Raw genomic sequence first — 22,851 nt, 5'->3', positions numbered from 1 at the left:
ACATAATGATCAAGAAGGTCATGGAGGACTACAAGGTCCTGTTGCGGAGCATTCCCGCGGCAACGGTTTCGCTGTTTTTCGTGAGCGTCATCATGATGAACCTGCTGGCCAACAAAGAGCTCATCAGCCTGCCGTATCTGGCACTCGATTGCGGCTTTGTGGTGAGCTGGGTTTCGTTTTTGTGCCAGGACATGATCTGTAAGCGCTTTGGCGCCAAGGCATCCATCAAAATCTCTATCCTCGCGCTGCTGGTCAACCTGGCCGTGAGCCTGTGCTTTTGGGCATGCTCGCTCACGCCCGGCATGTGGGGCGCCTACTACGACACGGGTATGATCGAGGTCAACACCGCCCTTAACGCCACCATCGGCGGCACCTGGTACGTGGTGCTGGGCTCTTCGCTGGCAATGCTCGTTTCTGCCGTGGTTAACTCCACGCTCAACCAGTCGCTCGGTCGTATGCTCAAAAAGAATAACTTTGCGAGCTTTGCCTTCCGCTCCTATGTGTCCACGGGTGTTGGCCAGTTTATCGACAACCTGGTCTTTGCCATTGTGGTGAGCCACACGTTCTTTGGTTGGACCTGGGTGCAGGTCCTTATGTGCTCGCTGACCGGCGCTGTTGCCGAGCTGCTGTGCGAGGTCTTCCTGAGCCCCGTGGGCTACAAGGTCGTGCGTGGCTGGGAGCGCGAGAACGTGGGCGCCGAGTACCTCGAGCGCCACGCAACCGCCTAAGGAGCAAGTATGCGGGTTTTGATCACGGGCGCTTCGGGCGGTATCGGAACCGCGTGTGTGCAGCGCTTTTTGGACGAGGGCCACGAGGTCGTGGGCTTTGATCTGCTGCCGGCGGCGATCGAACATGAGCGCTACCGCCATCTGATCGTTGATGTCCGCGAGCCGGACTCGTTTCCAGGCGACCTTGAACCCCAGGTAATCGTGAACGTTGCCGGTACGCAGGATTCGGCCGATGACATCGCCGCCAACCTGTGTGGCACCATCAACGTGACCGAGCGCTACGCCTTTGTGGGGGAGGGGCTTGCCGCCAAGCCGGCGCCGGCAATCAAATCCGTGGTCAATGTGGGGTCGGCGAGCGGGCATACGGGATCGGAGTTTCCCGCCTATGCCGCCAGCAAGGGTGGCGTTATCGCCTATACCAAAAACCTTGCAAACCGCCTGGCACCGCAGGCCATCGCCAACAGTGTGGACCCGGGCGGCGTTATCACGCCGCTCAACCGTTGCGTGATGGAAGACGAACACCTGTGGAACCAGATTATGGAGCTCACGCCGCTTAAACGCTGGGCCACCGCCCAAGAGATCGCCGAGTGGATCTACTTTGTGGGCGTAACCAACCGGTTTATGACCGGGCAGAGCTTGCTGATCGATGGCGGCGAGGCCGGCCGCACACAATTTATTTGGCCCGAATAGGAAACGCGCCCGATGGAAAGCCGTCGGGCGCGTTTTTGATGTCTCGATTTTTAGTCGAGGCAAGTCCAGTTGACGGGGGTCGAGCCATGCTGTTCGAGTAGCCGATTGGCTGCCGAGAAGGGGCGCGACCCCATAAAGGCGGGGAGTTCTGCCGTGGCACGGTTAGCTGAAAGCGGCGAGGGGTGTGTGGAGGCCAAGCAGAACTTGTCGGTTGCCTTGCCCGCGCCGGTCGCGGCGAGCTTGCCCTCGACCATCTGCTGGGCAAAGCGGCCCCATGCCAAAAAGACTACCGGCTGGGGCAGCTGGCAGCAGCGCTCGATAACGTAGTCGGTCAGCGTGCTCCAGCCCAGCTTGGCGTGCGAATTGGCGGCATGCTCACGCACGGTGAGCGTGGTGTTGAGGAGCAGGACGCCCTGTTGCGCCCAGGGGGTTAGGTCTCCCGTGGCGGGGATGGGGCAGCCTAGGTCGGCGTTGAGTTCCTTATAGATGTTGCGCAGGCTCGGCGGCAGTTTGGTTTGCGTCGCGGGAACCGAGAACGACAGTCCCATGGCCTGGTTGGGTCCGTGATAGGGGTCTTGGCCCAAGATGACAACTTTGACCTGGTCTGCCGGCGTGTAGGCGAGGGCATTGAGGATGTCGTCTTGTACCGGGTAGATAGTCTGCTCGGCACGCAAAAGGGCGATGCGCTCGAGCAGCTGGTCCGTCGTGTCACGTACCGGCTGCGGCGCATCGCCCAACCAAGTTGCTATGTTGCGGTCGCGGGTTGCGGTGTCCATGGGGCTCCTTTATGGCAGATGCTGTGTTGGCATCTATTGTAAAGGCGTACCGGAGACCTTTATGCCGCGGCTGTATGAAGAGTGGGGCCTACGAGACGTGCTCGGGCGCTCCTTCCATGTGAGCGTGTACTTGCGAACGAAGGCGCGGGAGCTCGACGGTTGCCACCATGACGCCGGTGAGGATGAGGGCGGCGCCAAAGAAGGCGATGGGGCTTAGGACCTCGCCGACCAGGAAGAACGAGAAGACGGCGGAGCAGACCGGCTCGAGCGAGAAGGCAAAGCCGGTGGTCTCGGCGGGCACGTGGGGCTGCACGAGCGTCTGGGTGATAAAGCCGTAGGCAGAGCAGATGAGTGCGAGTGCGACGACAACGACGATTTCGTTGGGCGTGCTGGGAAGCGTGAAGTCGCCAAAGGTGCACGCGGCGATGCCCGAGAACAGACCGCCAAAGCCCAGCTGCCAAACGCCCAGGGCCAGTGGGTCGACTTCTTCGACAAAGCGCTTGGCTACGATAATGTGGCTGGCATAGATAAAGGCAGAGAGCAACATGATAATCGCGCCGGGATTCAGGCTGGTAAAGTCGGCACCCGAGAGCAGCAGCATACCGCAGGTGACGATGGCAGTGCCGACGAGCACCTTGCGCTCGGGGGCACGACGCAGCAGGGCCGCATTGGCAAACGGCACGATCACGACCGTCAGGCTCTGCAAAAAGCCGGCGGTGGAGGCGGAGGTAAGGCTGGAGCCCAGGCACATGCAGGTGAGCTCGGTTGCCATAATGGCGCCGATGATGGCGGCGCGAACCATCAGGTCACGGTTGATGCGCAGTGCGTGCTTGTGGAAGAGTAGCAGACAGGCCACAAAGGCGATGATGCAGCGCAGCGCAACGATGCTCGTGGCGTTCATGCTGTCCATGCCGATCTTCATGAGGGGGTACGAAAAGCCCCATGCGATGGGAACGGAAAATGAGAGCGCGATTGCTTTTTTGCGATCCATGGGACTCCTTTTGTTACAGAACGGTTTCGCAAAAAGGATTCTGCTCCCAGATGTGGATGTAGTAAAGCGAATGTATCTTCAGTATGATTAAGAGATACTAATGTAGGTAGAAAAAGCCCTGGCAAAACGTTTTACAGCTACATCGATGTGGAGGCACGATGGCATCGCGGTATCAGATTGTTTGTATGGTGGTCGATCGCGGCAGTCTTAAGGGCGCGGCGGACGAGCTGGGCTATACGCAAAGTGCGGTGAGCCAGGCCGTCAAGGCGCTCGAGCGCGAGCTGGGTACCACGCTTATCGAGCGCGGAAAGCAGGGCGTTACGCTTACGCGCGACGGTAAACAATATCTGCCGTACCTGCGCCAGATCGTGACTGCCGAGGCCGAGCTCGAGGGCAAGCGCCAGGAGCTGCTGGGGCTTTCGTCGACCGATATTCGCATTGCGACGTTTACCAACGTGAGTCGAACCGTGTTGCCGCGCGTGATCCGCGACTTTGGGGCTCTGCATCCTGGCGTACGCTTTACCCTCAAGCAGGGCGATTACACGCGCAACGCTCAATGGGTGCACGACGGCGTGGTGGATTTTTGCTTTACGGCGCGCGGGTTTACCGCAGGGCTCGAGAAGCGCGTGGTTTATCACGACGAGTTGGTGGCATTGTTGCCGACCGCGCATCCGCTGACGGCAAAGGAAAAGGTTACGCTTGCCGACCTGGCGTCCGAGCCGTTTGTGCTGCTGGACGAGGGCGAGCAGAGCTTGGTGCTCGACGCATTCGCGGCACATGGGCTGTCGCCGCACGTGACGAGCGAGGTGACCGACGACTACACCATCATGGCGATGGTGGAGGAGGGCCTAGGCGTGAGCATGCTGTATCGTCGTACCGTCGAGGGCATGAGGGCCGATTTTCGCGTACGTCCTATCGTGCACGCTCCCTCGCGCGACGTAGTGGCAGCTTGGCGCAGCTGGGACACCATGCCTATCGCCACGAGGCGTTTTATCGACTATATGAGCTCGCATATTGTCAATTAATGACTGGCGTGACGTTGAGTGCGGTGTTTAGCGGGCTGTCGCTTTGGCTTGGGCGGCGCGATAGGTGCGTGCCGGGTGGCAGAGTAGTACCGCCGCGACCATAAAGAACGCCGTGGTGCCCAGGCTGATGGGGTAGACCATCATGATGTTCGCAAAGGTGCGGAAGTGCGGGAACACGCAGAAGACCCAATAGAAGCGAATGCCGCAGACGCAGATCATGGTGATGAGGGCGGGCATAAGCGAGATGCCAAAGCCGCGTAGGTAACCGGACATGTTTTCGTAGAACATGCTAAAGGCGTATGCCGGGAAGATCGAGCACACGCGGATATAGCCGATCGAGACGATGTTGGGGTCGCTGTTAAAGAGCGCCAGGATCTCGCGCCCCAGACCGACGATGATGACGATGGTGGTGAGCGCGACGATGCCGCCTTCGACCAGGCAGACCTTGAGCGTCTTAGTGCAACGGTCGATCTGGCGGGCACCGTGGTTTTGCCCCACAAAGGTGGTGCAGGCCTGGCTAAAGCTGTTGAGCAGGTTGTAGCACACGTACTCCAGGCTCATGGCAGCGCTGGATGCCGCCATGACCTCGGTGCCCAAGCTGTTGATGGCGGACTGGATGATGATATTGGCGACGGCAAAGACGGCGCTTTGGATACCGGCGGGCAGGCCAATCTTGACGATGCGCTTGAGGGCGACGGGATCGATTGCCAGGTCGCGCGGGGTGACATGGACGACGGAGTCGGTCTTGAGCAGGCGGATAAAGAGTGTGGCGGCGCTGACGGTGTAGGCGATGGCGGTGGCGATGGCGACGCCCGCGACGCCCCAGTGGAGTACGGGGACAAAGATGAGGTCCAGGCCAATGTTGAGGACGGTGGACACGGCAAGCGCCTGCAGCGGCATGCGGGTGATACCGACGGAGCGGAAGATCGCGGCCTCAAAGTTGTAGAGCAGGATCGAGGGCATGCTGAGCAAAAAGACGCGCAGGTAGAGCGATGCGAGCGGCATGGTTTCGGCAGGGACGTTGAGCGCGGCGAGCATGGGCTCGGCAAAGATCTCGCCCAGCGCGATGACGACAAAGCCCACAAGCGCCATGAGAATCGAGGTGTGGACGGCGCGTTTGACCATGTTCTGATCGTTGCGGCCGATAGCGTTGGCGATGACCACGTTGGAGCCAAGCGACATGCCGATAAACAGGTTGAGCATAAGACTGGTAAGCGGAACATTGGAGCCGACCGCTGCCATGGCGAGGGTTCCCTGGTCGCCCGAGAAGTTACCGATGATGACCGTGGCGATGAGGTTCGACAGCTGCTCCAAGATGCTCGTGGCGGCCACGGGGAAGGCGAACAGGGGAATATTGCGCCACAGCGAGCCGGTGGTCATGTCAATGTGCTTAGATACGGTGTCAGCCATATGCTCTCAATCTCTAATATGCTCTTTTGTGCTTATTTGCGCAGACGATGATACTCCTAATCGACTAGTCATTGGGGACGTTCTAAAACGATTACTCATTCAAGAACGTCCCCAATGACTAGGCGGGGAAGGCGTGCGACAATGGTGGGCGTTGTGTTGTTCGCGCTAAGGAGTTGCCATGTTGTTGTGTCCCGTTTGCCATGAGCTGCTGGTGGATGACGAACGCGGTGCTGCATGCGCGGGTGGGCACCGGTTTGACCGTGCGCGCGAGGGCTATCTATATCTCCTGCGCTCGTCCAAGAGCGGTGACTCCATGGGTGATCCCAAGTCGCAGGCGCGCAGCCGTCGTGACTTTCTGAACTGCGGATACTATGCGCCGTTGCGCGATGCGATGGTCGAGCTGGTGCGCGAGCGGGTGTCTGGTCGTGCCGTGTCAACGAACTGCCCCATGACGTTGCTCGATATTTGCTGCGGCGAGGGCTACTACACCAGTGCCATGGGCGCGGTTTCGGGCGTGGATGCTTACGGCTTTGACCTGGGTAAAGAGATGGTGCGCCTGGCCGCCAAGCGCGGCGATGCGACCTACTTCGTGGCCAACATGAAGGACATCCCCGTGGCCGATGGCGCCTTCGATATGGTGACCGAGCTCTTCGCTCCCTTTAACGAGCGTGAGTTTGCCCGCGTGCTGGCGCCAGAGGGCTCGCTCTACACCGTGGTGCCGGGTGCCCGTCATCTCTTTGGGCTTAAAGAGGTGCTCTACGACACACCGTACCTTAACGATGAGAAGCTGCCGAAGACCACCGAGCTCGAGTTGGTCGGAACGCAGCGGGTGTCTGCGAACATTACGCTTCAGGCCCAGGCTGACATCGAGGCGGTGTTCCAGATGACGCCGTACTATTACCGCACGCGCCCTGCCGACAAAGAGCGCCTGGCAAACCTGGACACCCTTCAAACCGACATCGACTTCATCATCGCTGAGTACCGTCACAGCTAACAAGCTGTCAAAAAGGGACGGTTTATTTTGGCAGGTTTTATCCTGGCAAACGTAAAGGGCCGACCGCGGAGATGCGCGATCGGCCCTTTTTAGTTGCTTGGCTGCAGAGGTTATGAGACGTGAGCGCTTACAGGCGGTCCTTGTTCTCGGCCTTAACGGCGTGTGCCTGCTGAACAAAGAACAGGTCGTACACCACGATGACAAAGGCAACGATGTTGACGGAGCTGCCGCCGAGCGCGGGAAGGGTAAGCACGGCTTGGACGAGCGTAGCGACCGCGGCAACGATACCGAGCTTAAACGCGCCATCCACCTGCGAAGGCTTGTTGGCGCCCTTGATGCCTGCAACACCTGCAGCAAGATCGACAATGCCCTTGGCGACAAGCACGACCGCGGCGAGCATGGCGTTCGACCCGTACGTGGAATCGAGCTTGCCGGTCGCGATGCCGGCGATTCCAATGACGAGACTGGCGATGCCCAGAACAAAATAAATCAGGGCAAGGATTTTGAGTGTCTTGCGAGCGGCGCTCATAGCTGGTCCTTTCGATGCGGGCGCGGAGAATCTGTCGCACCCAGGTTGCGGCACATATCGTGAAGCACATTGTAGTTCAACGGGGCGATGCATGCGCCTGAAAGCGTCTCTTGCCTGTACGGTCCAACCTTTCAAAAAGGAAAGCTGGACGTAAGCCAAATCGATGGCAGCCCATGTGCGGCGCTGCGATGATGAGGCCGTAACAAGGGGCTGGTCTCAAGGAGGAGCCATGATGTACGGAGCCAAGCAAGTGGGTGAGCCGCGGTCGTTGGGAAGGCGCATGAGTGATTCTGTGATCGCTGCCGTGTGCACGGGATTGATGGCGGTGCTTTGCATTGCGATGCTGTGGACCATGTCGCATGTGGGACAATAGCGGACGGTTGGGTGTCGTCATGAACGGCGCTCACGCATTCGTTTTGCTTGTTAAGGAGTGTCCATGGGTGTCGTCGATCCCTTTTCTGTTGCTCGGGCCGCGGGGCTTGAGTTGATCGGGAAGTCCGAGGGCCTCACGCTCACCGGCGGCACGATGGAGCTGCGCGCCGATTTTGGCCGCATGCTTCCACGGCTCAAGCAGGGCCGTCTGCAGCAAGAGCTGCTGGTAAAGGCTGCGCGCGCAAAAGGCATCGAGCGCCCATGGGCGATTGACGCCACGGCGGGCTTTGGCGAGGATTCGCTGCTGCTGGCGGCCGCGGGCTTTACCGTCGACCTGTATGAACAGGATTGCGTGATCGCGGCGCTCCTCAAGGATGCCTTGGATCGCGCGGCAGATGATCCGGCGCTTGCAGCTGCCGTGGCGCGCATGCGCTTACATGCGGGCGAGGACAGCATTGCCGGCCTTCGCCATGTAGCTGAGCTGATCGGGCGGGGCGAGCTTGCGGCTCCCGACGTAGTGTATCTGGACCCCATGTTTCCCGAGCGCACCAAGAGCGCGGCGGTGAAAAAGAAGTTCCAACTTTTGCACCATTTGGAACAGCCGTGTACCGATGAGGAAACGCTGGTCGAAGCCGCGCTTGCGGTGCGCCCACGCAAGGTTGTTATCAAGCGGCCGGTGAAGGGGCCTCTGCTTGCCGGCGTTAAGCCGAGCTATCAGCTTGCGGGCAAGGCCGTTCGTTACGATGTTTTGGTGCCGCCGCGCCCTTAGCTTGCGCACGATGACTGGCGTCCCGTCAACACCGTGCCGATACGGCGCCTATTTCCATGGATGCGACGTCAGGTGCCAGCCACCGCAGTATTCGCATTTGTAGCAGGCCAAACCACGCCGCCCGCGGTTTTCGCAGTCGGCCATAACGGCCTCGGCCTCGGCGCGTGTGTCGTAACGGTTTTTGCGCTCGCACGATTTGTAGCGCCAGGCTTCATCGCGCTCGGCGTCCAGGGCGTCGCGGCGCTCGTCTTCGCGCGCAAACAGGTCGCTCATATCGCCGCCGGTGGCAGCGCCCAAAAACTCGCTTTTGGCCTTTGACCAGGCGGCTCGCTTTTTGCTTCCCATCCGCTTCGCGCCCCTCTCCAAACGCTGGTATCATTGCTCAATCAAAGTGATACCAATAAACATGAGGTCGCCGCGTGATGATCAGAAAAACCCTCGATACCGACATTCCCGCCGTCATGGCTATCTACGACGCTGCCCGCGCCTTTATGCGCGCGCATGGCAACGCCACGCAGTGGCCCGAGGGCACGCCTTCTGCCGAGCAGCTGGCTGTCGATATCGCCGCTGGTGGCAGCTATGTGTGCGAAGTCGACGGCCGCGTGGTGGCGACGTTTGCCTTTTTACCGGGTCCGGACGAGTGCTATGACGTGATTGAGGACGGTCAATGGCGCAGCGACACTCCGTATGCCGTGCTGCACCGCGTGGCGTCGGGCGGCACCACGCATGGCGTCGCTGCTGCGATGTTTGCCTTTGCCAAGGAACGCACCGACCATCTGCGTATCGACACGCACCAAGACAATCTGCCCATGCAGGGCGCCATCGCCAAGGCCGGGTTTAAGCGCGCCGGTATCGTATATGTGTCGGACGGTACGCCGCGTGTCGCGTTTGATTGGCTGCGCGAGGCGTAGGAGCCAAGGCACGTATCATCACCCAGCTCAAATAAAAAATGGCCCCGAGTGGGGCCATTTTTGGTAAAACGCGTCGTTGTGGGGCTCGCGTTGTTACTGCCCCAGATGAGCCCGGGCAGACAAAAAGGGGAGGTGCCGGCTTTCGCAAGGCGCGAACCTACGAAAATCGCCGCGCGGCAACGCGGGGCGATGAGCTCGGTCGGGGGGTAGGGCCCGCTTCGCCCGCCGGCCTGTAAATTGTATCATCCAGTGTGGAACGAGGATGCCCGTTGCCGCGTGCGATGGGCTTGCAATAAGGGGAGAGCCATGTCGAAGCAAGCGGTCGTTGGAATCTTGGCGCATGTCGATGCCGGCAAGACCACGCTGGCCGAGGCCATGTTGTTCAACGCGGGTCGCATTCGCAAGCGCGGCCGCGTGGACGATGGCGATTCGCATCTGGACACGAATGCGATCGAGCGTGAGCGTGGCATTACGATCTTCTCGTCGCAGGCCGTGCTCGACCATGGCGATACCCACGTCATGCTCGTGGATGCGCCGGGACATGTCGATTTTTCTGCCGAGGCGGAGCGCACGCTGCGTGCCCTGGACTACGCGATTCTGCTGGTGGGCGCCAACGACGGCGTGCAGGGGCATACCGAGACCCTGTGGCGCCTGCTCGCGCGCTATGACATTCCGACGTTCATCTTTATCAACAAGATCGATTTGGAGAATCCCGGTCGCGATGTTTTGCTGGCACAGCTGAGGCAACGTCTTTCCGAAGGCTGCTTGGATGCTAGCGAACTGCTGGCGGGCGGGGCCGTTCAGGAGGACGCTGCTGCGTTGGACGAGGCGGCGCTCGAGGAGTTTTTTGAAGCGGGTGAGCTTTCTGTCGCAACGCTGTCGCGCATGGTTGCCGAGCGCAAGCTCTTTCCCTGCTTTGCCGGCTCGGCGCTCAAGGACCAAGGCGTGGACGAGCTGTTGGATGGCATGTGCACGCTGATGCGCGAGCAGGCATGGCTCCCGGAGTTTGCCGCGCGCGTCTATCGTGTCAGTCGCGGGGATCGCGGCGAGCGTTTGGCTTGGGTTAAAGTGACCGGCGGCACGCTGCGTGCAAAACAGATGATCGATGGACACTTCGGTGCCGAGGCATGGGAGCAGAAGGTCGATCAAGTGCGCATCTATAACGGCGAGAAGTATGAGCTTGCCCAAGAGGTTGCCGCTGGTGGAATTTGCGCCGTGACGGGTCTTGCGCACGTTCGCCCAGGGGACGCCCTGGGCGCGGAGCCCGCGGGCGATGCGCCCGTCATTGCGCCAGTCCTCACCTATACGGTGCTGCCGGGCGAACACGACGTCCATACGGTGTTCAAAGCATTGACTGATTTGGCGGACGAAGATCCCATGCTCGGCGTAAGCTGGAATACGCATCTTGAGCAGATTCACCTGCAGTTGATGGGCGCCGTGCAGCTCGAGGTCGTGCAGCGTGTGCTGGCCGATCGTTTTGGCCTTGCGGTCGAGTTTGAGCCCGGCGGCATTCTCTATAAGGAGACTATTTCGCAGCTGGTCGAGGGTGTGGGCCATTTTGAGCCACTGCGCCACTATGCCGAGGTGCATTTGCGCTTGGAGCCGTTGCCGGCGGGTTCGGGCGTGCAGTTTGGCACCGTGACCTTGACCGACGAGCTCGATCTTAACTGGCAGCGTTTGGCGCTCACCAACGCTATGGAGCGCGATCACCTGGGCGTGTTGACGGGCTCGCCCATCACCGATGTGCGCATTACGCTCACGGGCGGGCGTGCGCACGCCAAGCACACCGAGGGCGGTGATTTTCGCCAGGCCACGTACCGCGCGATTCGCCAGGGCTTGATGCAGGCGTGCGAGGCAGGCGCAGCCGTGCTGTTGGAGCCGTGGTACCACTTTGAGCTCGAGGTGCCGGGGGAGTGCGTGGGCCGGGCGCTCTCAGATGCCACGCGCATGAGTGCCGAGTACGAGCCGCCCACGATGGCGGGAGACCGGGCGAAGCTTGTGGGTCGCGTTCCGGCATCCGAGGTGCAGGATTATGCGCTGGAGGTGGCTGCCTACACGAGCGGTCGCGGGCATCTGTACCTGGAGTTCGCCGGTTATGCGGCCTGTCATGATACCGAGCGCGTAATCGAGGCGGCCGCCTATGAGCCCGAGGCCGATCTGCCCAACACGCCCGACTCGGTCTTTTGCTCTCACGGCGCCGGCTACACGGTCAAATGGTACGACGTACCCGCCGCAGCCCACGTAAAGGTCGATCCCGCCACCTTCCGCCCCTGGCGGGCGGCGGACGCCGAGTTTTTCGGCCATAGGTGATAGAGGTTCAGTCTCTTTGTCGCATCCTGTTGGTATAACTCGGTATAAGTTGGTATAACTGTTACCAGGGTTTGCCAATCCGAGGAGGCCGATATGAATCCAAATCCCTTTAAGCCCACAGCTGGTAAGCGGCCCCCGATACTCATCGGTCGCGAGTCGGTCATCGAAGATTTTGAGGAAGGGCTCGACAACGGCGCCGGAGCGCCGGGCAGGCTCATGCTCATTACGGGAAACCGCGGCTGCGGTAAAACGGTTCTCCTGCGGGAGCTGCAACGTCTAGCCAGCGAGCGCGGATGGGCGGTTGTCTCCGATTCCGCTTCGCTTGGCTTGTGCGATCGCCTGGCCGACGCGCTTCGCTCGAATAAACTCGTTGTGACGTCAATGGAGTTCGGTCCGTCGTTTGGCCGGATGTCGGTCGAGGCGGCGCGAGCAAAGGGCGAGACGTTGCGAGGGCTGGTCAACGAGCGCCTCAAGAAGCTCGGTCCAGGCAAGGGCATACTGTTTGCGATTGACGAGGCGCAATCTGCGTCTATCGAAGAGCTGGCGGCTCTTGCCGTTCTCTATCAGCAAGTGCTCGGAGATCAGGATGCTACGGGATTGCCCGATAGCGACCAGTGCGGTCTTGCGCTGGTGTTCGCTGGATTGCCCAGTATGGTTGACGATCTGCTCGAAGAGCCGAGCGTGACGTTTTTGCGCCGTGCCCAGCAGCGTACGCTGGGAGCGATTTCTTTGCCCAAGGTGCGCGATTCATATATCCAGACGGTCAAAGGCGCTGGCCTTTGCGTTGATGTGGAGACGGCGGACCTTGCGGCACACAAGAGCATGGGACATCCCTATATGGTTCAGCTCGTGGGATATTACATGTGGCGCTCTGCTGTCCGGCGTGGCTCGCAGGTCATTGAAGTGTGCGATGTCGAGGCTGGCTACGCCGATGCCATCTCCGAGTTCTATGAAGCAGTCGACGCTCCCTTGTATTACGGGTTGCGCAGTCCGCAGCGCCTCTTTATCGAGGCCATGGCGGCTGACGGTGGCAAACCGACGCGCATGGCGGACATCATTGAGCGCTGCGACCGTACCCAGAGCTGGGCGAGTAAATATCGCGCAAGCCTGATTCGCGAGCGCGTCATCGAGGCTGCCGGATACGGCCTCGTCCGGTTTACCGTGCCCATGCTGGGCGAGTACATTCGCGACCGCATTTTATGGCATGAGTAGGGTGATAAAGGTGACGGAACAGAAGATGAGCCCGCAAGCTATCGAGGTGCGTGGCGCGCGCGTCCATAACCTTAAGGACATCGATATCGATATTCCGCTGGGAAGGCTCGTGGGTATTGCCGGCGTATCGGGTTCGGGCAAGAGCTCGCTGGCGCTGGGAGTTCTTTATGCCGAGGGCTCGCGCCGTTACCTGGAGGCGCTCAGCACCTATACACGTCGCCGTCTGACGCAGGCCGAGCACGCCCAGGTGGATGAGGTATTGCACGTGCCGGCGGCGCTCGCGTTGCATCAGCGCCCCAGCGTACCGGGTGTGCGCTCGACCTTTGGCACCATGACCGAGCTCAACAACAGCCTGCGTCTGCTCTTTAGCCGCTGCGCCCATCACGTGTGCCCGCACTGCGGGGCGCGTGTGGAGCCGAGCCTTAATGTGGCTGCAGGCCTGTCGCTCGCATGCCCCGCATGCGGCCGCGAGTTCTATGCGCCAAGTGCCGAGGACCTTGCCTTCAACAGCGGCGGTGCGTGCCCTACCTGCGGCGGCACGGGCGTTATGCGCGAGGTGGACGAGGCGAGCCTGGTGCCCGACGAGTCGAAGACTATCAACGAGGGTGCGGTGCTTCCCTGGGGCACGCTCATGTGGGACCTGATGAAGCAGGTGGCTGGCGAGATGGGCGTGCGCACCGACGTGCCGTTTAACCAGCTCACGCCTAAAGAGCGCGACATCGTGTTCCATGGTCCGGCGGTTAAGAAGCACATCCTCTACGTTCCCAAAAACGGCGAGGGCGCCACGCCGCTTGACTTTACCTATTACAACGCCGTCTATACCGTCGAGAATGCGCTCGCCAAGGTTAAGGACGATAAGGGGCTTAAGCGCGTTGCACGCTTTTTACGCGAGGGGCCGTGCCGTGACTGCGGCGGCACGCGCCTCTCCGAGGCTGCGCGTCAGCCCCAGGTGCGCGGTATCAATCTGGCGCAGGCGGCTGCCATGACGCTGGGCGAGGCGATTGGGTGGGTGCACGGCGTGCCCGCATCCTTGCCGACCGAAATGCGGCCCATGGCGACGGATATCTGCGATTCGTTTTTGGGCGCGGCCCGTCGCCTGGTTGACCTGGGTCTCGATTACCTTTCGCTCGACCGCGCCGGCGCCACGCTGTCCACAGGCGAGCGCCAGCGCGTGCAGCTTGCCCGCGTGGTGCGCAACCGCTCGACAGGTGTGCTTTATGTGCTGGACGAGCCTTCGATTGGCTTGCATCCTGCCAATGTCGACGGCTTGGTGGGCGTAATGCGCGATCTGGTGGATGACGGCAACACCGTGGTTGTTGTTGACCACGATACGCGCGTTCTAGCGGAAGCTGACTATCTGGTCGAGATGGGCCCCGTTGCCGGAGCAGGCGGCGGTAATGTGATCGCTGCAGGTACGGTGGACGAGGTCGAGCAATCGCAGGGCAGCCGCATCGCCCCGTTTTTGCGCGCAGACCCCAAGCGCATGCGTCCGCAGGTGACTGACGACGAAATGTTCGACCAGGGCCATATCCGCATGGCGACCGATACCATCCATACCGTCAAGTCGCTTGAAGTCGATATCCCGCGCGGCCGTCTCGTTGCGGTTACGGGTGTTTCGGGTTCGGGCAAGACGACGTTGGTGCTCGAGACGCTCATCCCGGCACTCAAGGCGCAGGCGGCCGGCGAGCGCCTGCCGGGGCACGTGCGTTGGGTCGATGCCGAAGGCATTGCCCGCGCAAACCTGATTGACGCTACGCCTATCGGCGCCAACGTGCGCTCGACGGTGGCAACTTATGCCGACATCCATGATGAGCTGCGTCGCGCCTTCGCCCGTACGCCCGAGGCCAAGGTGGCCGGCTACAAGGCGGGCGCCTTTAGCTACAACACTGGCACTCTGCGCTGCCCTACGTGCGATGGCACGGGCTCGATATCGCTCGACGTACAGTTTCTGCCCGATGTCGAGATCGTCTGCCCCACGTGCCGTGGCTCACGCTATGCAGACGCTGCTTCGCATATCCATCGCGAGGGCAAGGACGGGAGTCTGCTTACGTTGCCGCAGCTCATGGATATGAGTGTGGACGAGGCTCTCGACGCCACGCTGGGGCTCAAGAAGGTTCAGACGCGCTTGCAGACCTTGCATGACCTGGGCTTGGGCTATCTCACGCTCGGTGAGCCCACGCCGGCGCTCTCGGGCGGTGAAGCGCAGCGCCTTAAGCTTGCGAGCGAGATGGGCCGCGTGCAGGATGATGCCGTATTCGTGTTCGACGAGCCCACGATCGGCCTGCATCCGCTCGATGTCCAGGTGTTGCTGAGTGTGTTTGACGGCCTCGTTGCCAAGGGCGCCACAGTTGTCGTGATCGAGCACGATCTCGACCTTATCCGTAACGCCGATTATGTGATCGACATAGGCCCGGGCGGCGGTGACGCGGGCGGGCAAATCGTCTGCGCCGGCACGCCTGGCGACATTGCAGCCTGCTCCGCAAGCATCACCGGTCGCTACCTCTAACCGAATGTGACAAAGGGACAATCCCTTTGTCACATTCCCGGAAAGCCTGTTTGGCGCAGGGCCTCGTAGAGGACGATGGCAGCGCTGTTGGAGAGATTGAGTGCGCTGATGCGGTAGTCGTCCGGATTGACGAAGTTGCCGCAGATGTCCTGTTGAAGGATGGTCTCGTGGCCGTCCTCGATATGCCCGAGTGATTCCTCGTGGGCTTCCCATGCCTCGGCGTTATCGAGTGAGTCGCAATCGCGCAGCATCGGGATGCGCTCGCAGCGCTCGGGCGCCGCGGCGAGCAACTCCTCGGGAATGCCCGAGCTCTCGCTGCCAAAGACCAAGTAGTCGCCATCGCGGTAGGTACTCTGAGCGTAGGTGCGGCGTGCCTTTTTGGTCAGCAGATGCAGGCGACCATCGGCGGGGGAGAGACCGTTGCGCGTAAGGAAATCCTCCCAGCCGGCATAGGTCGTCACGTCCAAGTTTTGCCAGTAGCCCAGACCGGCGCGGCGCACCGTCTTGTCGTCGAGCGAAAAGCCCAGTGGCTCCACCAGATGCAGATGGGCGCCGGTGACCACGCAAGTACGGCCGATATTGCCCGTATTGGCCGGAATCTCGGGTGCATACAGCACGATATTGAACATGAATCTCCTTGGCTCAGAACGAAAAACCACCACGAAGGGGACAGGCACCTTCGTGGTGGTTTGGCGGTTACGTGGGCGAAAAACGCCCGTTTGGATAACCTAGGCGCGGTGCCAGTCAGTCAGGCAGGCATCGAGGGAGGCGATGAGCGCATCCTTGTCCATGTGACGGCCGATGATGCACAGGCTCGTCATGCGGTCGCCTGTCTCGTCGTCCCAAATTTGCATGATCTCGGGGTTCTCGTCGATGATCTTCTGCTTCTCGCCCTCGGGCGCGGAGTCAACGAACAAGCCGTTCTCCATCAGGCGCATCTGGTGGCCGGCCTGCTCAAACATGTAGCACATGTCCGGATTGCTGGCTTGCCACAGCGGGCCCTTGACGCGGATGACCTCGTCGGGCCACTCCTGCTCAACAAAATCGGTGAACTTCTGCAGGTCAAACGGCTTGCGGCGCGAGTACACAAAGGTCTCGATGTCGTACTCGAGCACCTCGGGGTCGTCGTGCTCCTCGGGGTGCTCCATGGCCTCGATCCAGGCGGCGGAGTTGTAGGCGCGCATAAAGTCGAAGCGGTCGGTATCGAGCAGTTCCTCCATGGGGACCTCGCCGTTTTGGGCCTCGACGATCACGGCGTCCTTCTGCAGGCTGCGCACGATGGCCTTGAGCTCGGCGATCTGCTCAGGCGTCACGGTATCGGTCTTGTTGAGGATCAGCGTGGAGCAGAACTCGATCTGCTGGATGAGCAGGCTTTCGATGTCGTCCTCGTCGATATCCTCGGCCAGCAGGTCGCGACCGCCGTTGAACTCGTCGTACATGCGGGCGCAGTCGACTACGGCCACGATGTTGTCGAGCGCGAGCTTGGGCTCGCCGCCCACCTTGGCCTCGTCGCAGAAGCTCGAGATGGTGTAGGCGATGGGGATGGGCTCGCAAATGCCCGATGCCTCGATGATGATGTAGTCGAAGTTGCCCGAATCTGCGATGCCCTGCAGCTGGTTGGCCAGGTCATCCGAAAGCGTGCAGCAGATGCAGCCGTTGGTGAGCGGGATGAGGTCGTCGGTCTCGGAAAGGCCGCCGTCAGCGATGAGGCTGGCATCGACGTTGATTTCGCCGATGTCGTTGACAATCACGGCGGCGCGGATGCCGCCGTCGTTAGCGAGGATGTGGTTGAGCAGCGTGGTCTTGCCGGCACCGAGGTATCCGGTAAGCATGATGATCTTCACGGGTTTGTTGGGCATGTGCCCTCCTTTGTTAGACATGGCTTACAGCTGAATCATATGCCAAACGCCTGCTCTTATACCCACGCGCCGGCAAATAACACAAGCTACTCCCAGGCTCCCCATACATCGGGGCAATAACCGACGGTGGCCTTTTTGCCGTTGCGCACGATGGGCTCGGCCAGAACCTGCTGGTTCTCGAGCAGTTTATCGAAGCGCTGACTGGGGGTGAGGTGCTGAATGAGCGCGAGCGTCTCCTCGTCCTTGGCTTTGGGGTTGAGCAGCTTGTCGATGCCGCCGACCGCCTGCATCACGCTCGTGAGCTCGCCCTTGCTCATCTCCTTTTCCTTAAGGTCAATAAACTGCACCTTAATGCGGCGCTCCTTAAAATAGCGCTGGGCCTTCTTGGTATCGAAGGACTTTTTGGTGCCAAAAATCTGCACGTTCATGTATTTGTTCCGCCGTTCTACCTGATGAAGTTGGTCGTTGCTCGATCTGCCTCGGGTGCGTTGATGCCGGCGGCCTGTCCTGCCTCGATACAATGCAGGAGCCAGGCCATGTTCTTGCCGATGTTGCGCATGGTGGCCAGGCCCTCGGCATCCTGGGCAGCCTCGCCCGGCATGGCGCCAAAGACGTTGTTCCAGTACGTGGAGGCGACCACGGGCATCTGGTTGATGGTGAAGTACTTGTTGAGTACATCGAACGTGGTCGAAGTGCCGCCACGACGGGCGACGGCGACAGCGGCGCCCGGCTTGTGCGCAAAGGCCTTGCTGCCAGCATAAAACGCGCGGTCGAGGGCCGAGAGGATGCGGCCGCTGGGGTGTGCGTAGTAGACGGGGGAGCCAAAGACAAAGCCGTCGGCCTGCTCGGCGGCGGCAATGAGCTCGTTCACCACGTCGTCATCAAAGGTGCATCGACCGCCAAGCTTGCCGCACTGGCCGCAACCGATGCAATCGCGGATGGGCTTGGCGCCCAGCTGAAACACCTCGGTATCAATGCCCTCGGCGTTGAGTTGCTCGGCGACCTCGGCGAGTGCGCGGGCGGTGTTGCCGTTTGCCTTGGGGCTGCCATTGACTAAAAGAACCTTCATCACAAACTCCCTCTGCTTTTGGTGACTTCTGCGGAGGATTATCGCACGAGAGGGCAGATGGCGTGGGGCGCGGTGCGAAACGGTTTGTGTTTCACATCGCGCCCCGTGGTGCTAGTCCAGCTTGGTGCCCGGTACTTGCGGCGCCTCTTTAAGCAACGCTTTGAGCTCGTTCAAAATGGAAACAGGCTGTCGATCGACAGCGTCCAGATGAAGCGTCGCCACACGAATGGGCGGCTGATATTCAAGCGAGCCGATGAGCACGGGAGAACCCAAGAACCGTTCGATTTCGTCTGCGATCGCGTCGGTCTCTTCGGGATCGAATTCGTCGAAAAGCGCCACGAACATCGGTCCCGTCGAACGGAACAGACGACCCTTGCCGCGCGAACAATCCATGAGGCAGGCGGCGCTTTCGGCGAGCACGCGGTCGCCTGCATCGAATCCAAAGCGGGCATTGACCTGAGCGATATCGTCGATTTTAATGGCGACCAAGCCCGCCTTGCGCGCGACGCGACGCATTTCGCCAATGGCGTTGACCAGGGCGTGGATGTCGCCCAGGCCGGTCACGGAATCAGTCGTATCTGCCAAGCTGCGGTTGATAATCATGCCCACGTACATGTTGGGCTCGGTATCGGTGCCGTCCAAGCGGTAGCCCGTGCAGTCGCAAAGCACGTATGCTTCGGTGGCATCCATCACGCGATACTGCATGTAGTGGAAGTGCCACGTACCGTTTATCACCATATCGAGCTCGGCGCGTACGTTGTCGCGGTCCTCGGGGTGAACGCGGGCAAGCCACATATCGAGCGAGTTGTAAGGATGCTGGGAGGGCAGGTCAAAATCGCGTACGGCATTAACCGACCATTGCGATTCGCCCGTATCGAGATTGAGGATAAACGGATAGCGCGTCTCGGAGCTCATAGCGATCGCTTGGAATACGCGGTCGTTGCACGGAAGCTGCTCGGCAATTGGGTGTGGCGGCGCGTCATTGTCTTTCGGTTGCTGCACACGATGCATAAGCTTATAGCGATACATCTTGCGATCGGCATCCATCGTCATCTGGCGACGCGTGTCGCCGGCAAGTGGATTGACGCGCGAGCAGCCAAAGCTAAAGCTAGCGATCATGGGCGCCTTGCCGTCTGATGTTGCCTCGACAAGATCGGTGCGTGTCCGCTCCAAGCGCTGCTCGAGCTCGGCTTCGCCTGTCGTGGGGGACACGAGTACAAATTCATCTCCACCGATACGGAACAGCATTTCATCGTGCTCCATTGCCTCGGTGAGCGCGCGGCAGATGCCCAGAATATAGCGGTTGCCTTCGGCGTGGCCAAACTTATCGTTGCAGTGCTTAAGGTGGTCGATGTCAATATAGGCGCAGGTGAAGGGGTCGCCTTTGCGCCAGAGCTGCTCGACGTGACGGTCGAGTCCGCCGCGGTTGCCCAAGTTGGTGAGCGGATCGATATAGGCGTTGCACTCAAGTAGCTGGCGCTCTTGTTGCAGGATGGCATGCGTCTTTTGCAGTTGCTCACCAACGGCGCGTAGCTCAGCAGGCAGCGCGGAAACATCGAGTTCGGCGGTCGAGACACCATTCGCAAGTCGCTGAAGATAGGCAATAATCGATTGCTCGCCCAAGCGATATGACTCGTTCATGATGAATAACCTCCTTGGGCAGAACAATGGTTTGTATCATATCCCCAAATCGGTTTGAATTGGGGATATAAGTTAGCTAATGGGGACAAATGCCCCCCTTCGGCGGTGGCGTTTTGCGCGCGAGCGTATCAGTTGTTATTGCCGCCATCGAGCAATGCCTCAAAATCCTTCGCCGGCATGGGACGGTAGTAGAGGAAGCCCTGAGCGTAGCGGGCGCCCATCTGTCGTAGCATGTTCGCCTGCTCATTTGTCTCGACGCCTTCGACCACGACGGGCAGATGGAGCGACTGTGCCATCTCGAGCATTGATGAAATGATTTGCGTGCTGCGGCCATGATCGCCGTCGACAGGCACAAACGTGCGGTCGAGCTTGATGACGTCGACGTTGACGTTCTTGAGCATCGCGAGCGTGGACTGGCCGGTGCCAAAATCGTCCATATAGGTCGAGAAGCCGCGGGTGTGCAGGTCGGCTGTCAGTTTGTCCACGGCCTCGGATTCTCCCGTATAGGCTGTCTCGGTGATCTCGATGCGCATGAGTTCGGGCGGTAGGTTGTATTGGGCGGCAAGTGCTCCCATATCTTCGGCAACGTCGCAGGCAAGGATATCCACGCGCGACACATTGAGCGAGATCGGAACCACGCGAAGCCCCCGGTCGATGCGCTCGCGCAGCCACGAGGCGACGCCCTGCCAAATGTACTTGTCGAGCGTCACTACAAAGCCGCTTTCCTCGAGTGCGGGGATAAACGTTACAGGCGAAATGAGGGAACCGTCCTTGCCAATCCAGCGCGTGAGCGCCTCGGCGCCAACGATCTCGCCAGTTTCCATGTCGACCTGGGGCTGCAGGTAGTAGGTAATGCGGCCGTTTGAGAACGCATACTGGAATTCGGTCAGCGTGCGGTGGAACGCGGTTTCGCGCTCGTACTCCTCGGGGCGGAAAATGGCGACGCGCTCCTTAAAGTCGTTTTTTGCGCGCCGATTGGTAAACATGGCCTTGGCCTGCGCGTCGATGGTGATTTCCTCGTTGGGGTCGATGGGGCAAACGCCCATGGACGGCCAGAAACCCACGCCGTCATCATGCTTGGCCACGGCGGCGCGAACGCGGTTATAGATTTGATGGACGGTGTCGTGCTCAAAGGGGATGAGAATGCAAAAGTCGTCTTGGCCCCAGTATCCTGCGACGCCCATTTCGGCATTCTCGATGTCTTTGAGGACCGTGCCCACATCGGCGAGCACGCGGTCGCCCTCGGCCTGTCCGTGCCATTCGTTAAACAGTCGCATATGACCCATGTCGACGGTGGCGATGCACCAAGCGCCGCCGTGCCTTGTCTTAAGAAATGCGTTGGCACGCCGCATAAACTCGCTGGGCCGATAGAGGCCCGTGAGCGTATCGATGCGTTCGGCGACGGCGCTTTTACGCTCAATCTCGGGTATGGGGAGGCTGTCGTTGGGGGCAAGCCCGCCGGCGGCGCGAAGACGACGGTCGAGTTCGCCTAAAACAGCGGTCGCTTGATTGATTAAGCGCTCGTAAAAGGCCGGGACGACAAGACAGACGGGGGTAATGGTGTCGTTCGCGATTCGAACAGGAGCGAAAACGGCCTCTTTAAGATGATGGGTCAGTTGCTCGAATGCCTCGTGGTCCAGATCGTTGCTGAGCACGACGAACTGGGCGTTTCGCGAGCGGAAGACGCGACTTCTGCCGCGGGTGATCGATAACATGCGGCCTGCGTATTCGGCGAGCATGTTGTCGACAGCCTCGGCCCCGTAGAGCTCGTTGAACTTTGCCGTGCCACAAACGCGGACCGCTATAAGCCCCGTCTCGCAACGGTCGCGACGGCAGGCATCGATAGCGTTGATCAGCATACGCTGCGTTCCGAGGCCCGTGGCGGCGTCGACGGTCTCGGCGAGTGAGTGGTTAACAAGTTCGCCGACATAGAGCGAGGGGGTATTTCCGTCGCCGTCGATGCGAAACCCGCGAGCGCGGCAGAGGACGTAGTCGCCCGCGGCATTGCGCATGCGGTACTGCATGACGCGGCGGTGTTTGGAGCCATTATAGATTTGGTCGATGTCGTTGATGTAGGCCTCAAGGTCATCGGGGTGGACGCGCGTTTTCCAGTAATCGTGGCAGTTGTCTACATGCTCAGAAGGAAGACCGAGATCGCGCGAGGCGCCTTGTGACCAAAGGGTGCGATGTTTGTCCAAGTTCTCGATAAAGCAATAACGGCCTTCGTTGAGCATCGAAAAGGCGTCAAAAACGCGATCGCTTATTTCGAAGTCGTCGGTGTGGACTTGCGCGATATTGCGTCGATCAAGATGCATGGCATGGCGTAGCTTGTAGTCGTACATGCGATGGTCGGCATCGAGTGTCATGCGATTGGAGACTTCACCCAGGGCGGGGTCGGCGTGCGACACTCCGTAGCTAAACGAGTGAGGCATCTCGGAATCGTTGTTTTTGAGTAGGACCGTTCGGCAGTGTTCCAGGCGCTCGGCGAGGTCGTCCTCGGTCGCAATCGTAGACAGGATGGCAAACTCGTCGCCGCCTATGCGAAACGCCGCCTCGTCCACCTTCATATACAGCTTGAGATAGAGACTTACCTGCAAGATATAGCGGTTGCCCTCGTCATGCCCAAAGACGTCGTTGCAGTGCTTAAGGTTATCGATGTCGATAAACGCCATGGTCACGGGCAGTTCCTGCTCCCAGATTTCCTCTAGGGAACGGGCAAAGCCACCGCGGTTGCCAAGTCCGGTGAGCTGGTCGGTAAAGGCCGTCCTAATCAGATCATCCTGACGCTCGAGAAGGTCACGGACGGTCTTTTCGAGCGTTTCGGTGTAATTGCTGACGGTGTCCATGTTGTAAGCGGCTTTCTGAGGTCGGGGCGGATGGCGTCGGGCGAGCTCGTAGTGTACACGCGTCGTTGCTCGGCGCCTTGCGTGTATCCAGGCCCCCGCCTTGCTGCGTTGTTGAGTTACTTTGCCGGCTAATGTTCGCTGTTGATAACTGCTGAGTAGCGTAAACAACAGTACGCAATTATATATGGGTGTCCATGCTGTTGGCGGCTACTA

At 60.2% G+C, this 22,851-nt stretch carries 20 protein-coding genes; 9 read left to right on the top strand and 11 right to left on the bottom strand.

Annotation, left to right across the window (positions count from 1 at the left end; translation table 11 throughout):
• Nucleotides 1-5: 5 nt before the first annotated feature.
• Both AAAX32_RS02075 and AAAX32_RS02070 read left to right on the top strand, forming a co-directional pair.
• Complete coding sequence (locus AAAX32_RS02075) at nucleotides 6-728, top strand: VUT family protein (protein WP_226812554.1); 723 nt, start codon at nucleotides 6-8, stop codon at nucleotides 726-728.
• A gap of 9 nt (nucleotides 729-737) precedes the next feature.
• Nucleotides 738-1,418 (top strand): SDR family oxidoreductase, encoded by a 681-nt coding sequence (locus AAAX32_RS02070; protein WP_349099813.1) that lies wholly within the window; start codon nucleotides 738-740, stop codon nucleotides 1,416-1,418.
• 50 nt (nucleotides 1,419-1,468) lie between these two features.
• Here AAAX32_RS02070 and AAAX32_RS02065 read toward each other — a convergent pair whose 3' ends face one another.
• Together AAAX32_RS02065 and AAAX32_RS02060 are read right to left on the bottom strand one after the other, a co-directional pair.
• Nucleotides 1,469-2,194 (bottom strand): uracil-DNA glycosylase, encoded by a 726-nt coding sequence (locus tag AAAX32_RS02065; protein WP_349099812.1) that lies wholly within the window; start codon nucleotides 2,192-2,194, stop codon nucleotides 1,469-1,471.
• 88 nt (nucleotides 2,195-2,282) lie between these two features.
• Nucleotides 2,283-3,185, bottom strand: a complete 903-nt coding sequence (locus AAAX32_RS02060; protein WP_349099810.1) for a DMT family transporter — start codon at nucleotides 3,183-3,185, stop codon at nucleotides 2,283-2,285.
• A 158-nt stretch (nucleotides 3,186-3,343) separates the two neighbouring features.
• Between AAAX32_RS02060 and AAAX32_RS02055 the strand changes: the two genes are divergently transcribed.
• Nucleotides 3,344-4,210: a LysR family transcriptional regulator gene (locus tag AAAX32_RS02055; RefSeq protein ID WP_349099809.1), complete on the top strand. Its 867-nt coding sequence runs from the start codon at nucleotides 3,344-3,346 to the stop codon at nucleotides 4,208-4,210.
• A 27-nt stretch (nucleotides 4,211-4,237) separates the two neighbouring features.
• Here AAAX32_RS02055 and AAAX32_RS02050 read toward each other — a convergent pair whose 3' ends face one another.
• Nucleotides 4,238-5,620: an MATE family efflux transporter gene (locus AAAX32_RS02050; RefSeq protein WP_349099807.1), complete on the bottom strand. Its 1,383-nt coding sequence runs from the start codon at nucleotides 5,618-5,620 to the stop codon at nucleotides 4,238-4,240.
• A gap of 178 nt (nucleotides 5,621-5,798) precedes the next feature.
• Here AAAX32_RS02050 and AAAX32_RS02045 point away from each other — a divergent pair, with 178 nt between their 5' ends.
• Nucleotides 5,799-6,614: a putative RNA methyltransferase gene (locus AAAX32_RS02045; protein ID WP_349099806.1), complete on the top strand. Its 816-nt coding sequence runs from the start codon at nucleotides 5,799-5,801 to the stop codon at nucleotides 6,612-6,614.
• Between the two features lie 127 nt (nucleotides 6,615-6,741).
• On the opposite strand, the gene AAAX32_RS02040 is transcribed toward AAAX32_RS02045, so the two are convergent.
• Nucleotides 6,742-7,143: a hypothetical protein gene (locus tag AAAX32_RS02040; RefSeq protein WP_349099804.1), complete on the bottom strand. Its 402-nt coding sequence runs from the start codon at nucleotides 7,141-7,143 to the stop codon at nucleotides 6,742-6,744.
• 436 nt (nucleotides 7,144-7,579) lie between these two features.
• Between AAAX32_RS02040 and AAAX32_RS02035 the strand changes: the two genes are divergently transcribed.
• A complete protein-coding gene (locus tag AAAX32_RS02035) occupies nucleotides 7,580-8,284 on the top strand; it encodes a class I SAM-dependent methyltransferase (protein WP_349099803.1) in 705 nt (234 codons plus the stop codon).
• 48 nt (nucleotides 8,285-8,332) lie between these two features.
• On the opposite strand, the gene AAAX32_RS02030 is transcribed toward AAAX32_RS02035, so the two are convergent.
• Nucleotides 8,333-8,629, bottom strand: a complete 297-nt coding sequence (locus tag AAAX32_RS02030; RefSeq protein WP_055310006.1) for a hypothetical protein — start codon at nucleotides 8,627-8,629, stop codon at nucleotides 8,333-8,335.
• A 77-nt stretch (nucleotides 8,630-8,706) separates the two neighbouring features.
• Here AAAX32_RS02030 and AAAX32_RS02025 point away from each other — a divergent pair, with 77 nt between their 5' ends.
• The 4 genes from AAAX32_RS02025 to AAAX32_RS02010 all read left to right on the top strand — a co-directional run bounded on the left by AAAX32_RS02025 (nucleotide 8,707) and on the right by AAAX32_RS02010 (nucleotide 15,223).
• Entirely contained in the window at nucleotides 8,707-9,195 is a 489-nt protein-coding gene (locus AAAX32_RS02025) for an N-acetyltransferase (protein ID WP_349099801.1), read from the top strand.
• Nucleotides 9,196-9,501: 306 nt separating this feature from the next.
• The gene (locus tag AAAX32_RS02020) at nucleotides 9,502-11,505 is read left to right on the top strand and encodes a translation factor GTPase family protein (protein ID WP_349099800.1); all 2,004 of its coding nucleotides are present in this window, start codon (nucleotides 9,502-9,504) and stop codon (nucleotides 11,503-11,505) included.
• Between the two features lie 93 nt (nucleotides 11,506-11,598).
• The gene (locus AAAX32_RS02015) at nucleotides 11,599-12,717 is read left to right on the top strand and encodes an ATP-binding protein (protein WP_349099798.1); all 1,119 of its coding nucleotides are present in this window, start codon (nucleotides 11,599-11,601) and stop codon (nucleotides 12,715-12,717) included.
• A 10-nt stretch (nucleotides 12,718-12,727) separates the two neighbouring features.
• The gene (locus AAAX32_RS02010) at nucleotides 12,728-15,223 is read left to right on the top strand and encodes an excinuclease ABC subunit UvrA (RefSeq protein WP_349099796.1); all 2,496 of its coding nucleotides are present in this window, start codon (nucleotides 12,728-12,730) and stop codon (nucleotides 15,221-15,223) included.
• A 29-nt stretch (nucleotides 15,224-15,252) separates the two neighbouring features.
• Here AAAX32_RS02010 and AAAX32_RS02005 read toward each other — a convergent pair whose 3' ends face one another.
• The 6 genes from AAAX32_RS02005 to AAAX32_RS01980 all read right to left on the bottom strand — a co-directional run bounded on the left by AAAX32_RS02005 (nucleotide 15,253) and on the right by AAAX32_RS01980 (nucleotide 22,638).
• Nucleotides 15,253-15,852 carry a tRNA (cytidine(34)-2'-O)-methyltransferase gene (locus AAAX32_RS02005; protein ID WP_349099795.1) on the bottom strand — a complete coding sequence of 200 codons (600 nt, stop codon included), beginning with the start codon at nucleotides 15,850-15,852 and terminating at the stop codon, nucleotides 15,253-15,255.
• A 99-nt stretch (nucleotides 15,853-15,951) separates the two neighbouring features.
• The gene (locus tag AAAX32_RS02000) at nucleotides 15,952-17,082 is read right to left on the bottom strand and encodes a GTP-binding protein (protein WP_118226587.1); all 1,131 of its coding nucleotides are present in this window, start codon (nucleotides 17,080-17,082) and stop codon (nucleotides 15,952-15,954) included.
• Between the two features lie 86 nt (nucleotides 17,083-17,168).
• Nucleotides 17,169-17,510: an ArsC/Spx/MgsR family protein gene (locus tag AAAX32_RS01995; RefSeq protein ID WP_055252194.1), complete on the bottom strand. Its 342-nt coding sequence runs from the start codon at nucleotides 17,508-17,510 to the stop codon at nucleotides 17,169-17,171.
• A gap of 17 nt (nucleotides 17,511-17,527) precedes the next feature.
• Nucleotides 17,528-18,151 (bottom strand): flavodoxin family protein, encoded by a 624-nt coding sequence (locus AAAX32_RS01990; RefSeq protein WP_349099792.1) that lies wholly within the window; start codon nucleotides 18,149-18,151, stop codon nucleotides 17,528-17,530.
• A gap of 111 nt (nucleotides 18,152-18,262) precedes the next feature.
• Entirely contained in the window at nucleotides 18,263-19,792 is a 1,530-nt protein-coding gene (locus AAAX32_RS01985; RefSeq protein WP_349099791.1) for a diguanylate cyclase, read from the bottom strand.
• Nucleotides 19,793-19,920: 128 nt separating this feature from the next.
• On the bottom strand, nucleotides 19,921-22,638 hold the full coding sequence (locus tag AAAX32_RS01980) for an EAL domain-containing protein (protein ID WP_349099790.1): 2,718 nt from the start codon (nucleotides 22,636-22,638) through the stop codon (nucleotides 19,921-19,923).
• Between the last annotated feature and the right edge of the window lie 213 nt (nucleotides 22,639-22,851).

Origin of the sequence: Collinsella sp. CLA-ER-H3 (genome assembly GCF_040092425.1) — a bacterium.
Lineage (GTDB): Bacteria > Actinomycetota > Coriobacteriia > Coriobacteriales > Coriobacteriaceae > Collinsella.
This window is presented reverse-complemented; position numbering and strand designations above follow the sequence as displayed.